This is a genomic window from Pseudonocardia sp. Ae150A_Ps1 (assembly GCF_001932315.1).
Classification (GTDB): domain Bacteria; phylum Actinomycetota; class Actinomycetes; order Mycobacteriales; family Pseudonocardiaceae; genus Pseudonocardia.
Genome location: NZ_MCIJ01000001.1, coordinates 281,297 through 296,069, shown reverse-complemented (window position 1 = coordinate 296,069; position 14,773 = coordinate 281,297). Strand labels below are relative to the sequence as shown.

General features: G+C 74.8%; 12 protein-coding genes and 1 pseudogene. 11 read left to right on the top strand and 2 right to left on the bottom strand.

The window, feature by feature from the left end:
* Window positions 1-9 precede the first annotated feature (9 nt).
* The 4 genes from cydB to Ae150APs1_RS01245 all read left to right on the top strand — a co-directional run bounded on the left by cydB (window position 10) and on the right by Ae150APs1_RS01245 (window position 6,136).
* Window positions 10-1,071, top strand: a complete 1,062-nt coding sequence (gene cydB, locus Ae150APs1_RS01260; RefSeq protein ID WP_075295195.1) for a cytochrome d ubiquinol oxidase subunit II — start codon at window positions 10-12, stop codon at window positions 1,069-1,071.
* Entirely contained in the window at window positions 1,068-2,843 is a 1,776-nt protein-coding gene (cydD, locus tag Ae150APs1_RS01255; protein WP_075295193.1) for a thiol reductant ABC exporter subunit CydD, read from the top strand. Before cydB ends, cydD begins: the two co-directional genes overlap by 4 nt.
* The gene (gene cydC / locus Ae150APs1_RS01250; protein ID WP_075295191.1) at window positions 2,840-4,516 is read left to right on the top strand and encodes a thiol reductant ABC exporter subunit CydC; all 1,677 of its coding nucleotides are present in this window, start codon (window positions 2,840-2,842) and stop codon (window positions 4,514-4,516) included. Before cydD ends, cydC begins: the two co-directional genes overlap by 4 nt.
* Window positions 4,517-4,780: 264 nt before the next feature.
* The gene (locus Ae150APs1_RS01245) at window positions 4,781-6,136 is read left to right on the top strand and encodes a hypothetical protein (protein ID WP_010240695.1); all 1,356 of its coding nucleotides are present in this window, start codon (window positions 4,781-4,783) and stop codon (window positions 6,134-6,136) included.
* Window positions 6,137-6,214: 78 nt separating this feature from the next.
* Here the strand turns inward: Ae150APs1_RS01245 and fabG are convergent, their stop codons facing one another.
* Complete coding sequence (fabG, locus tag Ae150APs1_RS01240; RefSeq protein ID WP_075295189.1) at window positions 6,215-6,973, bottom strand: 3-oxoacyl-ACP reductase FabG; 759 nt, start codon at window positions 6,971-6,973, stop codon at window positions 6,215-6,217.
* Window positions 6,974-7,185: 212 nt separating this feature from the next.
* Between fabG and Ae150APs1_RS01235 the strand changes: the two genes are divergently transcribed.
* From Ae150APs1_RS01235 to Ae150APs1_RS01215, 5 genes are all read left to right on the top strand, one after another.
* The gene (locus Ae150APs1_RS01235; RefSeq protein ID WP_060576122.1) at window positions 7,186-7,944 is read left to right on the top strand and encodes a methyltransferase domain-containing protein; all 759 of its coding nucleotides are present in this window, start codon (window positions 7,186-7,188) and stop codon (window positions 7,942-7,944) included.
* Window positions 7,945-8,051: 107 nt separating this feature from the next.
* The gene (locus Ae150APs1_RS01230) at window positions 8,052-9,041 is read left to right on the top strand and encodes an iron-siderophore ABC transporter substrate-binding protein (RefSeq protein WP_075295187.1); all 990 of its coding nucleotides are present in this window, start codon (window positions 8,052-8,054) and stop codon (window positions 9,039-9,041) included.
* Window positions 9,042-9,066: 25 nt separating this feature from the next.
* Window positions 9,067-9,828 carry a glucose 1-dehydrogenase gene (locus Ae150APs1_RS01225; protein ID WP_010240687.1) on the top strand — a complete coding sequence of 254 codons (762 nt, stop codon included), beginning with the start codon at window positions 9,067-9,069 and terminating at the stop codon, window positions 9,826-9,828.
* A 48-nt stretch (window positions 9,829-9,876) separates the two neighbouring features.
* Window positions 9,877-10,458, top strand: coding sequence for a hemerythrin domain-containing protein (locus Ae150APs1_RS01220; RefSeq protein WP_075295185.1), 582 nt, complete (start codon window positions 9,877-9,879; stop codon window positions 10,456-10,458).
* Window positions 10,455-11,240: a family 1 encapsulin nanocompartment shell protein gene (locus tag Ae150APs1_RS01215; protein ID WP_075295183.1), complete on the top strand. Its 786-nt coding sequence runs from the start codon at window positions 10,455-10,457 to the stop codon at window positions 11,238-11,240. Before Ae150APs1_RS01220 ends, Ae150APs1_RS01215 begins: the two co-directional genes overlap by 4 nt.
* Before the next feature lie 67 nt (window positions 11,241-11,307).
* Here Ae150APs1_RS01215 and Ae150APs1_RS01210 read toward each other — a convergent pair whose 3' ends face one another.
* A complete protein-coding gene (locus Ae150APs1_RS01210) occupies window positions 11,308-12,885 on the bottom strand; it encodes a Na+/H+ antiporter (protein ID WP_249266523.1) in 1,578 nt (525 codons plus the stop codon).
* A gap of 102 nt (window positions 12,886-12,987) precedes the next feature.
* On the opposite strand from Ae150APs1_RS01210, the pseudogene Ae150APs1_RS01205 reads away from it, so the two are divergent.
* Both Ae150APs1_RS01205 and Ae150APs1_RS01200 read left to right on the top strand, forming a co-directional pair.
* Window positions 12,988-13,520 (top strand): annotated as a pseudogene (locus Ae150APs1_RS01205) (YbhB/YbcL family Raf kinase inhibitor-like protein).
* Window positions 13,521-13,527: 7 nt separating this feature from the next.
* Window positions 13,528-14,772, top strand: coding sequence for a hypothetical protein (locus Ae150APs1_RS01200; protein WP_075295181.1), 1,245 nt, complete (start codon window positions 13,528-13,530; stop codon window positions 14,770-14,772).
* Window position 14,773: the final 1 nt, after the last annotated feature.

Here is a 14,773-nt window from a genome sequence, read left to right as displayed (position 1 = left end):
GAGAGCGTCATGGACCTGCCCACGATCTGGTTCCTGGCCGTCGCCGTCCTCTGGACCGGCTACCTCGTGCTCGAGGGGTTCGACTTCGGCGTCGGCATGCTGGTGCGCGCGTTCGGCCGCGACGAGGAGGACCGCGAGGTCGCGCTCGGCGCCATCGGCCCCGTCTGGGACGGCAACGAGGTCTGGCTGATCGCCGCCGTCGGCGCGATGTTCGCCGCGTTCCCCGCCTGGTACGCGGCCACCCTCTCCGGCCTGTACGTCCCCGTCCTGCTGGTGCTCCTGGCGCTGATCGTGCGCGGGGTCGGGCTGGAGTACCGCCACAAGCGCGACGACGCCGTCTGGAAGCTCCGCTGGGACGTCGGCATCGGCATCGGGTCGCTGGTCCCCGCCTTCGTGTGGGGGATGGTGCTCGCGAACCTGGTACGCGGACTGCCGACGACCACGACGGCGCCGGGGAACGGCGCGAACACCGTGGTCACGGCGTCGCTGCTCGGCCTCGCCAACGGCTACGCGCTGCTCGGCGGAGTCGTCACCACCGCCCTGTTCCTGCTGCACGGCGCGGTGTTCCTCGCCCTGAAGACCGACGGCCCGGTCCGCCGCCGGGCCCACCGCTTCGCGGTCCGCGCGGTGGTCCCGGTGCTGCTGGTGACCGTCGCGTTCCTGACCGCCACGCTGGCCCTGCGCGCCCCGTCCTGGACCACCCCGGTGGCCTGGGCGTCCGGGCTGGCGCTGGCGCTCGCCGGGCTCGCCCTGCTCCTGGGCCGCGAGGGCTGGGCGTTCACCGCCACCGCGACCGCGGTCGGGGCGCTGTCGGTGGTCCTCTTCGGGCAGCTCCACCCGGAGCTGCTGGTCTCGACCACCGACCCGGCGCACACCCTGACGGTGGCGAACGCGGCGTCCGCGCCGTACACGCTGACGGTGATGAGCTGGGTCGCGGTCGTGTTCCTGCCGCTGGTGCTGCTCTACCAGAGCTGGAGCTACTGGGTGTTCCGCAGGCGGCTCGGCGGCGACCGGGTGTCGCCCGCCGGGACCGACGGCTCTGGCGGCGCGGCGGTACCGGCGCCACGATGAGCGTCGTGTCCCGGCCCGCTCCCGCCTCCCCGCCGGTCGATCCCCGGCTCGTCCGGACCGCGAGCGCCGTCCGGGTGCACCTGCTGGTCGCGGCCGTCTGCGGCGTCGCGGCGACCGGCCTGATCCTGGCGCAGGCCTGGCTGGTGTCCCGGGTCGTCGCCGGGGCGACCCCGGCCTTCACCGGCGACGGGTCACCGCTGGGCCCGGGCTCCGGGCTCGACGTGCTGTGGCCGCTCGTCGTGGGGGTCGCCGGCGTGGCGCTGGCCCGCGCCCTGCTGTCCTACGGGGCGGAGTCCGCGGCGCTGCGCAGCGCCGCACGCGCCAAGTCGCAGCTGCGGATGCAGCTGGTCCGGAGGCTCGCCGCGGCCCCGCCGGACCCGTCGCGGTCCACCGGGCAGGTCGTCACACTCGCCACCCGCGGCCTCGACGCACTCGACGACTACTTCGCCCGCTACCTGCCCCAGCTCGTCCTCGCGGTGCTGGTCCCGGTGGCCGTGCTGGTCGTCGTCGGCGGCGCGGACTGGATCTCCGCGGTCGTCATCGGCGTGACGCTGCCGCTGATCCCGGTCTTCATGGCGCTGGTCGGGATGCACACCCGCGCGCGCACCGACCGGCAGTGGCGGCTGCTGTCCCGCCTGGGCGGGCACTTCCTCGACGTCGTGCAGGGCCTCCCGACGCTGGCGCTGTTCCGGCGGGCGACCGTCGTCGCCGAGAAGGTCCGCGAGACCACCGACCAGCACCGCACCGCCACCATGGGGACGCTGCGGGTGGCGTTCCTGTCCGCGTTCGTGCTGGAGCTGCTCGCGACCCTCGCCGTGGCGCTCGTCGCCGTCGAGGTCGGGCTGCGGCTGCTCTACGGCGACCTCGACTACGCGACGGCGCTGTTCGTGCTGATCCTCGCGCCGGAGGCGTACCTGCCGCTGCGCGAGGTCGGCGCCCGGTTCCACGCGAGCTTGGAGGGCGTCGCCGCCGCCCGGCAGGTGTTCGACGAGCTCGACCGCCCCTCCACCGGCCCGGCAGGCGGGACCCTCCCCCCACCGGCGCCCGCCCCCGCCGGGCGCGCGCTGGCCGTCGACGCGCTCCACGTCCGGTACCCGGGCGCCCCCGCCGACGCACTGACCAGTCTCTCACTGGAGCTGCGCCCCGGGGAGTCGGTGCTGCTCAGCGGACCGTCCGGGTCGGGGAAGTCGACCCTGCTGGGGGTGCTGCTCGGCTTCGTGGCCCCCACGGGCGGCACGGTGCGCGTGCCCGGCCCGGGTTGCGCCGACCGGGAGCTCGCCGACCTGGATCTCGACGCGTGGCGGCGCACTGTCGCCTGGGTGCCCCAGCAACCGCACCTGTTCGCCGGGTCGGTCGCCGACAACGTGCGGCTCGGCGAGCCCGGTGCGTCCGACACCGCGGTACGCGAGGCGGGCCGCCGGTCCGGTCTCGACGCCGTCGTCGCGGGCCTGCCGCAGGGCTGGGACACCCCGCTCGGCGAGGGCGGCGCGCGGCTGTCGTCCGGGGAACGGCAGCGGGTCGCGCTGGCCAGGGCGTTCCTGCGGGACGCCCCGCTGGTCCTGCTCGACGAGCCCACCGCGCACCTCGACCCGGACTCGGCCGAGGCCGTCCGCTCCGCGGCCGCGGACCTGCTCCGCGGCCGGACGGCGGTCGTCGTCGCGCACGACGCCGGCTGGGCCGAGCACACCGACCGCACCGTGCACCTGGAGCGGGGCCGGATCACCGGGCCCGTCCCGGCCCACGGCCCCGAGCGGGACGAGGCCCGCCGATGAGCACCCCGAGCGCCCCCGGGGGCCCCTGGTCGCTCGCCGGGTCCGTGCTCCGCCCGCAGGCCCGCGGTGTCCTCGGCGGCGCCCTGCTCGGCGCGCTCGCGACGGCCTGCGGGGCCGGGCTGTTGTCGCTGGCCGCGTGGCTGCTGGCCACGGCCGCGCAGCACCCGTCGGTGACGGCGCTGTCGGTCGCCGTCGTGCTCACCCGGGCGCTGGGCGTCGGGCGCGGCGTCACCCGCTACGCGGAGCGGCTGGTCGGTCACGACGCCGCCCTCCGCGCGCTGTCCGACATGCGCAACCGGGTCTACGCCCGGCTCGCCGCGACCGAGCCGGTCCGCCGGTTCCGGTCCGGCGACCTGGTGTCGCGGCTGGTCACCGACACCCACTCGGTCCAGGACCTCGTCGTGCGGGGTGTACTGCCGGTGGTGGCCGCCGCCCTCGTCGGCTCGGGGGCGGTGCTGCTCGCCACCGTGCTGCTCGTGCCCGGTGGCGCGCTGCTCGCGGCCGGGCTGCTGCTGGCGGGCGTCGCCGTCCCGGCGTTCGCCGCGGCGCTGTCCCGGGGGCCTGCCGCCCGCGCCGGCAGGGCCCGCGCCGGGCTGTCGGCGGGGCTCGTCGACCTTCTCGACGGCGCCCCCAACTTGCTCGCGTACGGCGCCACCGGCCGGGCCGTGGCCGCCGTCGAGCGGGCCGACGCGGAGCTGACCCACACCGCCCGCCGCGACGCCGTCCTGCTGGGGCTGGGCGCCGGGTCCGGTGCGCTGGTCGCCGGGCTCACCCTCGCGGGGACGCTGCTGCTCGGTGTCGCCGCCGTCGGGGACGGCACCCTCGGCGCCGTCCCGATGGCGGTCCTCGTGCTCACCGCACTCGCCGCGTTCGAGATCACGGCGCCGCTGCCGGCTGCCGCGGCCCGGCTCGCGAGCGTCCGGGCCGGCCTGGCGCGGCTCGTCCCGGTGCTGTCCGCCGAGCCGGCGGTGACCCACCGGGCCCCGGGGGCCGAGCCGCTCCCCCGGCGCGGCGGGCTGCGGATCCGCGGTCTCGTCGTCGCCCACCCGGACCCGGACGGGACACCGGGCCGCACCGTCCTCGACCGGCTCGACCTCGACGTCGCCGAGGGCGAGCACGTCGCGCTGGTCGGCGCCAGCGGCTCCGGGAAGTCGACGCTCGCCTCGGTGCTGTTCCGGTTCCTGGACCCGGTCGCCGGTTCGGTCACCCTCGGCGGGCAGGAGCTCACCACCCGTCCGCCGGACGAGGTGCGGGTCGTCGTCTCCGGCGTCCCGGCCGACCCGCACGTGTTCGACTCGACGGTGCGGGAGAACCTGCGCCTGGCCCGGCCCGCGGCGCCCGACGACGAGCTGGCCGGCGTCCTGCGCCGGGTCGGGCTCGGCGGCCTGGCGCTCGACGACGAGGTCGGCGCGCACGGCGCCCGGCTCTCCGGCGGGATGCGGCGCCGGCTCGCGCTCGCCAGGACGCTGCTCGTCGACCCGGCCGTCCTGGTGCTCGACGAGCCCACGGCCCACCTGGACCCGGACACCCGCGACGCCGTCCTCGACGACCTGCTGGTCGCGGCGGCCGGTCGCACCCTGCTGCTGATCACCCACGACCCGGCCGTCCTGCACCGGGTGCACGCCGTGCACACACTGCGCGACGGGCGGTTGCACCCCCGCAACGGGGGGTGACGAACCGGCAGCCGAACCGCGCCCCTACCCTGCTCCGAACACCGGGTGCGGCGCGTGGACGACCGGTCGCGCACCGCTCTCAGGTGGATCACAGGACCCCGCTGCCACGCTGGGAGCGACCATCGGGTGACACGGTCCCGCCCCGTGGTCGTGAACGAGCCGAGACCGTGTCAGAACGTGAGGTCCCCACCCGTGCGAGTGTTGCGCCGTCCCTCCCCGACGACGTCCCCCCGGCGGCCCCGGCCGACCGGCCGGGCGCGGAGGGTGTCCCTGCCGGCCGCCCTCCTGGCCGGGGTCCTGACCCTGGCGTCGTGCACCTCCGGCGGGACCGGTGAGGACGCGACCGGCGCCGCCCCGGCCTCCGGGCTGGAGGCCTCGGCACGCGCCGTCGACCTGAACGACGGATGGACGTGGGATCCGCAGCCCGGTCCGATGGAGCTCGGCGTCACCCACACGCAGAACAGCCTGGACGACACCGAGCCCGCCGCCGCCCGGCAGCGCGGCACGGACATCCTGTCCAGCCTCGGCCAGGAGTACCAGAACCACCACCTCATGGGCTTCGGCACGCTGAACCCGGAGCCCGCCCCCGGCCAGTTCGAGTGGGGCTCCCTGGACCGCCGGATGGCGCTCACCGAGGAGACCGGCGGCAAGGCGATGCTCACACTGTGCTGCGGGCCGGACTGGATGAAGGGCGGCCCGCCCGGGGTCACGGCGTGGGACAAGCTGGAGCGCCAGATCCTACCGGAGTTCTTCGACGACTACGCGAACCTCGCCCGCGAGGCCGTCCAGCGCTACCCGCAGGTCGACCGCGTCCTGGTCTGGAACGAGCTCAAGGGCTTCTACCACGAGGACCAGAACCGCTGGGACTACGAGGGCTACACCGAGCTCTACAACAAGGTCTACCAGGCCGTGAAGTCCGTCCGGCCGGACGTGCAGGTCGGCGGGCCCTACGTCGTCATGAGCAGCGTGCCGGCGGACTCCTCGGATGCCTCCGACATCCGCGGCCCGTGGGGCGCGCTCGACCAGCGCCCGCTCGACGTCCTCGACTACTGGCTGCGCAACAACGTGGGCGCGGACTTCATCGTCGTCGACGGCTCGACCACCAACCGCGGCCAGCAGGACGCGATCTCCCCGGTCGACGTCGGCGCCGAGAAGTTCTCCGTCATCGACCGGTGGATCCAGGAGCGGACCCAGCTGCCGATCTGGTGGGCCGAGTTCTACGCGAACGTCCCGGCCGACGCCCAGGCCGGCTACGGCACCCCGGCCAGCGCGGTCTCGACCCTGGCCGTCCTGCAGTCGATGGCCCGGTCCGGCACCCAGGGCGCGCTGCTGTGGGGCCCGGAGGGCAGCGACTCGCTGGAGTACTCGTCGCTCTGGAGCCCCGCCACCGAGGAGGACGGCGGGCAGCCGACGGCGATGACCGACGCCTGGCGCTGGCTGGTCCCGAAGCTGCGCGAGGGGACCGTCGAGCTCGGCCGCGCCCAGGGCTCCACGCTCGCCGCGTTCCGCGCCCCGGACGGCTCCGTCCTGCTGATGAACCTCGCCGGCGAACCGGTCGAGGTCCCCGGGCAGGAGGACATCCCGGGCTGGGCGATCGTCCCCATGGAGGCCGGCACCTGATCCGGACGCACCCAGGACGACGACGGGGCCGGTCCACCTGCGCGGTGGGCCGGCCCCGTCGTCGTCATGGGGTCCCGGTCAGGCCTTGGGGCCACCGGCCACGTAGATGATCTGGCCGCTGACGAACGACGACCGCTCGTCGGCGAAGAACGACACGGTGTGGGCGATGTCCTCGACCGCGCCGGGGCGCTGGACCGGGATCTCCTTGGCGCGGGCGGACTTGAACTCCTCCCAGTCCACGCCGAGCCGCTCCGCGGTCGCCTTCGTCATCTCGGAGGCGATGAACCCGGGGGCGATGCAGTTCGCGGTCACGCCGAACTTGCCCAGCTCGATGGCGAGGGTCTTGGTGAAGCCCTGCAGGCCTGCCTTGGCGGTGGAGTAGTTCGCCTGGCCGCGGTTGCCCAGCGCCGAGGTCGACGACAGGTTGACCACCCGGCCCCACTGCACGTCGACCATGTGCTTCTGGACCGCGCGGGTCATCAGGAACGAGCCGCGCAGGTGCACGCCCATCACGGCGTCCCAGTCGTCGGTGCTCATCTTGAACAGCAGGTTGTCCTTGGTGATCCCGGCGTTGTTGACCAGGATCGTCGGGGCACCGAGCTTCTCGGTGACCGTCTCGACCGCTGCCGCGACGGCGGCCTCGTCGGCCACGTTCGCCCCGACGGCGGCCGCGGTGCCCCCGGCGCCCTCGATCGCCTCGACGGTCGCCTTCGCCGCCGACTCCTCCAGGTCCAGCACGGCCACCTTGTGCCCGTCGGCCGCCAGCCGGATAGCGGTGGCCGCGCCGATCCCGCGGGCACCCCCGGTGACGATGGCGGTCCTCTGCTGCTGGGTCATGTCTCTCCTCGCGTCTCGGGTTATCGCCGGTGATCCCGGTGCGGCACACCACCGGACGCGAGAGTCCGCCCGGGTCCGGGGCGCCGCCGGAGCCGATCGTGTCACCCCGCGCACGCGAATGGGCAGGCGGCTGTGCGGGATTGCTCACCCCTTACGCGGCGGCGAGGTTCGACTAACGTCGGAGCGTCCGTTCCCGACCAGGAAGGATTTTCATGGCCGTCGAGCGTTCCCACCCCTCCTACCGGCTGGCCCTGCCGGAACCCACCGCCTCGTTCGAGCAGGACGTCGAGTACTGCGTCCTCGACGACGGGGACGGGTGGACCGAGTACCGGTTCCACGACTACGACGCGTTGTACCGGATCCCGGGCCTCTACGAGAAGCTCTTCTACGACATCCTGCAGTGCCAGTCGCCACCGGTGGTGTGCGACCTCCTCGCCGAGCAGCTGACCGGCGAGAACGTCGACCCCTCGGGCCTGCGGGTGCTCGACGTCGGAGCCGGCAACGGCATCGTCGCCGAGGAACTCCGGACCCGCGGGATCGGCAAGGTCGTCGGGGTGGACATCATCCCGGAGGCCCGCGAGGCCGCCGAGCGCGACCGTCCGGGTGTCTACGACGACTACCACGTGATCGACCTCACGGCGCTGGACGACGGCGAGGCCTCGGCCATCGCCTCCGGCGGGTTCGACGCGCTGACCTGCGTGGCCGCGCTCGGGTTCGGGGACATCCCGCCCGCGGCCTTCCGGGCGGCGCTGGACATGGTCGCGGTGGACGGATTCGTCGCCATCACGTTGCGTGACGACTTCCTCTCCGAGGCCGACACCTCCGGCTTCGCCGGGCTGATCACCTCACTGCTGGAGACCGGGGAGCTCGAACAGCTGGGCTCCACCGTCTACCGGCACCGCCTCGCGACCTCTCGCGATCCCCTGCTCTACCGGGCCGTCGTGGCCCGCAAGCGCCGCCCGCGCGCGTAGTACCGGAGCGCCCGCGTCGGCCGCACCGGCGCGATCGACGCGGGCGCGAACGCGGTACGGAAAACGGGCATCTCGCCCGTAAGGGGAGGCTCGGCTAATGTCGGCACGTGCTTCGCAAGCTGCTTCCGGTGCTGGCCCTGTTCGGCCTGCTGACCGCGTGCTCCTCCGCCCCCGCCCCGGACTCCGCCTCCGGCGCGCCCGCCCCTGCCTCCGACGGCGCCTTCCCGGCCCGGATCGAGCACGTCTACGGCAGCACCGAGATCCCCGAGCAGCCGCAGCGCGTCGTGGCACTCGGTGTCACCGACGCCGACCCGGTGCTCGCGCTCGGCGTCACGCCGGTCGCCACGGCCACGTACACGTTCTACGAGGCGGCCGGCGGCCTCGGCCCGTGGGCACGCGACCTCGTGCAGGGCGAACCGCCGGTCGTCCTGACCGGGGACCCGAACCTCGAGCAGATCGCCGCACTCGCCCCGGACGTGATCATCGCCGTCAGCGCGGGCATCGAGCAGCCGATGTACGAGCAGCTCTCCGCCATCGCCCCGGTCGTCGCCCGCCCGGCGGGGACGATCGCGTTCGGTGTGCCCCGCAGCGACCAGATGCGGACCGTCGCGACCGCGCTCGGGCAGCCCGAGCGCGGCGAGGAGCTGATCCGCCAGGCCGACGCCGCGTTCGCCGACGCCGTCGCCGCCAACCCCGCCTTCCGGGGGAAGGTCGGGGCGACCGTGCTGCCCTTCGACGGCAAGTACGGCGCCTTCACCACCGCCGACGCCCGCGGCCAGTTCATGGCCGGGCTGGGCTTCGTCCAGCCGCCGCGGATCGCCGAGCAGGACACCGGCAGCTTCTACGTCGAGGTGTCGTCCGAGCAGGCGAGCCTGCTCGACGGCGACGCACTCGTGATGCTGGCCGACGAGGGTGCCGCGAAGACCCAGGTCGACGGCGACCCGGTGCTGCAGCAGGTGCCGGTCGTCGCGCAGGGCCGCATGGTCGTCCCGGACGCCGACACCCGCCGCGCGATGACCTACAACAGCGTGCTCTCGGCTCCGTTCGCGCTGGAGCGGCTGGTGCCGCAGCTGGCGGCCACGCAGCAGCAGGGCTGAGCCGGCGCCGGTTAGGGTCTCGACCGTGAGCGTGATGGAGCGATTCCGACTGGACGGCAAGGTCGCCGTCGTCACCGGTGCGTCGTCGGGGCTGGGGGTGGCCTTCGCGAAGGGCCTCGCCGAGGCCGGCGCGGACCTGGTGCTCGGCGCCCGGCGCACCGACAAGCTGGCCGACACCGTGAAACTGGTCGAGGCCGCGGGGCGGCGCGCCGTCGCCGTCGCCACCGACGTGGCGGTACCCGACGACTGCCGGGCCCTCGCCCAGGCCGCCGTCGACGAGTTCGGCCGGCTCGACGTGCTGGTGAACAACGCCGGGGTGGGCACCGCGGTGCCCGCGCTGAAGGAGACCCCCGAGCAGTTCTCCCAGGTCGTCGACATCAACCTGAACGGCAGCTACTGGATGGCGCAGGCCTGCGCCGCCCACATGCAGCCGGGGTCGAGCATCGTCAACATCTCCAGCATCCTCGGCCTCACGACGGCCGGGCTGCCGCAGGCCGCGTACTCGGCGTCGAAGGCCGGCGTCATCGGCCTGACCCGGGACCTCGCGCAGCAGTGGTCCGGCCGCAGGGAGATCCGGGTCAACGCGATCGCGCCCGGTTTCTTCGCCTCCGAGATGACCGAGCAGTACAAGCCCGGGTACCTGGAGAAGATGGCCGAACGCATCCCGATGGGCCGCAAGGGCGACCCCGAGGAGCTGACCGCGGCCGTGCTGTTCCTCGCCTCCGACGCCGGCGGCTACCTGACCGGGCAGACCGTCGCCGTCGACGGTGGGATCACCATCACCTGAGCGCGTTCCCGGCGCGCCGGGCAGGCCGCGCGGTCCTAGGCTCGCCGTGTGCCCGACATCACGACGCTGATCCTCGACGATCACGCCTGGTTCCGGCGGCAGTTCGCGGAGCTCGACGAGCTCCAGGCGCGCGCCGGGACCGACACGCGTGAGCTGACACGGCTCTGGGAGCCCCTGGCCGCCCGGCTCGACGTGCACGCGATCGCCGAGGAGAAGATCTTCTACCCGCAACTGCTGCAGCACGGCGAGGACCCCGAGGACGAGACCCTCGACGCGATCGGCGACCACAACGAGATCCGCGACGGGGTCGCGCGCGCCGAGCGCAACCCCGTCGGCTCGGCCGAGTGGTGGGCGGGCGTCTGGGACGCCCGCCGCGCCAACGACGAGCACATGGGCGAGGAGGAGAACGAGGGCCTCGCGAACTTCCGGCTGCACGCCACCACCGGCCTGCGCGAGTCGTTCGGCCGGCAGTTCGAGGAGTTCATGGGCGCCCACCCCACCCCCGCCGGGCTCGACAACTCCGACAAGGACCCCGAGGCCTACGTCGAGGAGATCGAGAACCGCATCGACCCGCCGGACCCGTCCACCACCGGGCTCGGCATCGGCGACCTGAAGGGACGGCAGCAGTGACGGTCCAGGACCACCTCCTCCGCGACAAGGCCCCGATCCCCGTCACCGCCTGGAAGGCCATCGACGACGAGGCCCGCGAGCGCCTCACCCCGCTGCTCGCCGGACGCCGGATCGCCGACTGGGGCGGGACGGCCGGCTGGGAGGCGTCGTCGGTGGCGCTCGGGCGCTCGACGCGGCTGTCCGGGCCGCCACCGGGGGTGAAGGCCACCGACGCGACGGCGCGGCTGCGCCGGGTCCAGCCGCTCGCCGAGGTGCGGGTGCCCTTCACCGTGTCCCGCGACGAGATCGACGACCTCGCCCGAGCAGCCCGGGAGGCCTCCGAGATCGAGAACCGGGCGCTGTTCCACGGCTGGCCGGACGCCCTCATCGAGGGCATCGCCGCGTCGAGCCCGTACGACGCGCTGGGGCTCGGCGAGGAGACCGACCGGTACCCGGCCGTCGTCGCGCGGGCGGTGGACGTGCTGCGGCGGAACGGCATCGAGGGGCCGTTCGCGCTGGCCGTCGCACCGGAGGGCTTCACCCGGATCGCGGAGACCGCCGAGCACGGCGGCTACCCGCTGTTCGACCACCTGACCCGGATCCTGGGCGGGCAGATCCTGCGCGCACCCGGCCTCGACGGCGCGCTCGTCGTGTCCCAGCGCGGCGGGGACTTCGTCCTCGACGTCGGCCAGGACGTCGCGATCGGCTACTTCGACCACGACGCCCGCGAGGTGCACCTCTACCTGGAGGAGTCCTTCACCTTCCGGGTCACCGAACCGGACGCGGCGATCGTCCTGCGCTGAGCGGCCGGGCCGAGCGGCAGGTGTGGGCCGGACGGCGCGTCCGGCCGGCCCACACCGCGCCGGTGTCTCAGTCGAGCAGCACGGTCCGCAGGTCGAGGCGGCGCAGGACCCGGTCGGCGGCGTGCGGGTCCACCCCCGGCTCCCGGCGGGCCGCCAGCACCTCGGTCCGGGCCGCGGCCAGGGCCGAGGCCTGCGCGTCGGCGATCTGCCCGCGCACCGCCTTCATGGTGGCGAATTGCTTGCGCTCCTCGTCGGACGGCGTCTCCCCGGACAGCACCGCCTCCAGACGCTCGACCCGGTCGCGCATCCGCGCGCCGACCTCCTCCGGGAGGTCACGGACCTTCTGCTCGAACTCCATGGTCGCCATCGCGGCCCGCCGGGCCCGCAGGACGATCTCCCGTTCGGCGCGCTCCTCGGCCTCGGCCTCGTCGTCCACACCCAGCGCGCGGACCAGCAGCGGCAGCGTGAACCCGGGCACTAGCAGGGTCACCACCAGCACCGACACGGCGATGAGCACCAGCTCGGCGCGGTACGGGAACGGCTCGCCGGTGGCCAGCGTCGTCGGCAGGGACAGCGCGAGCGCCAGCGTCGCGAGTCCCCGCATCCCGCACCAGGCCAGCAGCACCGCCTCCCGGCCGGTGCGCGGCGCGGCGCTGACGTCGTCGGTGCGGCGCACGACCCGCCAGGCGGCGACCATCCAGACCGTCCGCACGACGACCACCACGAGACACACGAGCGCGGCGTGCCCGAGCATCCGTGGCAGCTCGTCCCCGGCGGCCGCGACGACCTGGCGCAGGTCCAGCCCGATCAGCCCGAACGCGATGCCGGTGACGAGCAGCTCCACGACGTTCCACAGCGACGACTGGGTGATCCGCTCGGCGGCCTCGTCGGCGTCCGCCCCGGCGCGCAACTGCAGGGCGAGCACGACGACGGCGATCACCCCGGACGCGTGGATCTCCTCGGCGGCCAGGTAGGTGGCGAACGGCAGCACCAGGGTCAGCGCGCTGCGGCCGGTCGAGTCGGTGAGACGGCCGAGCACGGTGCGGGCGAGCCAGGCGACCGCCAGCCCGAGGAGGACGGCGGCGACGGCTCCCGCGACGAACCGCGTGCCGAGCGCGAGCGGGCTGAGTTCGTCGCCGGAGACGGTCGCGAGCACCGCGGTCTGGAAGATGACCAGAGCGGTCGCGTCGTTGAACAGGCCCTCGCTCTGCAGCACGGAGATCATCCGGCGCGGGATCGGCGTCTGACCCGCGACGGCCTCCACCGCCACCGGGTCGGGCGGTGCCACCATCGCCCCGAGCGCGATCGCCGCGGTCACCGCGATCCCCGGGACCAGCACCCACACCGTCCCCGCGACCGCGGTGACGGTGACCAGGACCAGCGCGGCGGCGAGCAGTGCGATCGTCCGCCAGCGAGCCCGGAACACAGCCCACGACGTCCGCTGCGCGGTCGCGAACAGCAGCGGCGGCAGGAACAGCGGCAGGATCAGCTCGGGATCCACGACGAACGCGTCGGGCAGACCCGGGACCAGCGCGACGGTGGCACCGAGGACGACCATGAGGGCAGGCCAGGGCAGCCGCAGCTGCTCCCCCACCCCGACCAGGACGACCGCCGCCAGCATCAGGCCGACGACCACCAGCAGCATCTCCACCCGCACCACCCTGCCCGTTCCTCACCGTACCGCGGAGCGGCGCGCCGTGCCAGGATTCACCCGATCACATGCATCCGAGACGAGGAGGTCCACCCCGTGCCCCGCAACCCCTACGACGAGCTGCCCCCGGTCCCGTCGTTCACCCTGACCAGCACGGACGTGAACGACGGCGCTGCCCTCTCCACGCCCCAGCTGTCCGGCATCTTCGGTGCCGGCGGTGAGGACGTGTCGCCGCAGCTGTCCTGGTCCGGCGCCCCGAGGGCACCCGCTCCTATGTGGTCACCTGCTTCGACCCGGACGCCCCGACCGGCGCCGGGTTCTGGCACTGGGCCGTCCTGGACATCCCGGCGTCGGTCACGGAGCTGCCGACCGGCGCGGGCGACGACACGGGTTCCGGCCTGCCGGACGGCGCCGTGCAACTCGCGAACGACGCGAGCCTGCGCCGCCTCCTCGGCGCGGCCCCGCCGCCCGGGCACGGACCGCACCGCTACTACTTCGTCGTCCACGCGGTCGACGTCCCGTCGCTGGAGGTGCCGGCCACCGCGACGCCGTCGTTCCTCGGGTTCAACCTGTTCGGCCACACCCTCGCCCGCGCGGTGCTGGTGGGTACGCACGCGAACCTGAGCTGAGCCGGTCGTGGACGTCGGCGACGCCGCGGACCGGCTCTACCGGGTCGCGCCCGAGGACTTCGTCGCCGTCCGCGACGATCTGGTCGCGCAGGCCCGGGCCGCCGGGGAGCGCGCCGCCGCGAGGGAGATCGCGGGGTTCAAGCGTCCGACGCGGGCGGCCTGGCTGACGAACCTGCTGGTCGCCGCCGTCCCGGACGAGGTGGCGGGTCTGCTGGAGCTGGCCGGTCCGCTGGCCGAGGCCCAGCGCTCCCTGGACGGTGCGGAGCTGCGCCGGGTCTCGGCGCAGCGGTCCCGGCTGGTCGGCGGGCTGGCCCGGCGGGCGGCCGGGCTCGGCCGCGACGCCGGGCACCGGATCGACTCCGGGCTGGAGCGCGACGTCCGTGCGGTGCTGGCCGATCCGGAGCTGGCCGAGCAGGTCCGCGCCGGACGGCTGGTGCGCGCCGAGCGCCACAGCGGCTTCGGGACCTTCGGCTTCGAGACTGCCGACCCCGGAACCACCAGCTCCGCGCCGAGTGGCTCCGGGGCAGCCGGGGCAGGCGGCACCGGGACGGCCAGCACCGCGGGCAGCACCGCCGATTCCCACGCCGCGCCCCGGGACCGGGCCGACGCACCGGACACGGCCGCCGGCCGCCGCTCCGGGCGTTCCGCGGAACGCCGCAGCGGACCGTCGCGGCACGCCCCGGCGGACCCGGGCGGCTCCGACGGCTCCGGCGGCTCGGGCGGCAGCGAGGACGATCGGGAGCACCCCGGAGACCGTGCCGGGGCGGGGGCCGCGGCCGGCACCACGGCGGAGACACCTGCGGGAGCCGGTGCCGGTGCCGGCGCCCGTGCCGGCGGCGAGCTCGGCCGGAAGCGTCGCGAGATCGACGAGCGGGCGTCCGAGCAGCGTTCCGCGGAACGCCGGGAGCGCGACCGCGCCGCCGCCGAGGACCGGGAGCGCCGCCGGCGCGAGCAGGCACACGCCGAGGCCGAGGACCGGGTGGAGCGGGCCCGGCTCGCCGCCCACGACGCCTCCCGCGAACGCGACCACGCCCGCGAACGCGCCGACGCCGCCACGACCCGGCGCGACGACGCCCACCGCCGCGTCGACGAGCTGCGCGCGGACCTCGACCGGGCCCGCACCGATGTCACCGACGCCGAGCGCGCCCTGCGTTCCGCGGAACGCGACGCCGCCGACGCCGCACGCCGCTGCGGGCGTGCCGACGCCGAGGTCACGCACGCCGAGCGGGCGCTCGCGGACCTGGAGGACTGAC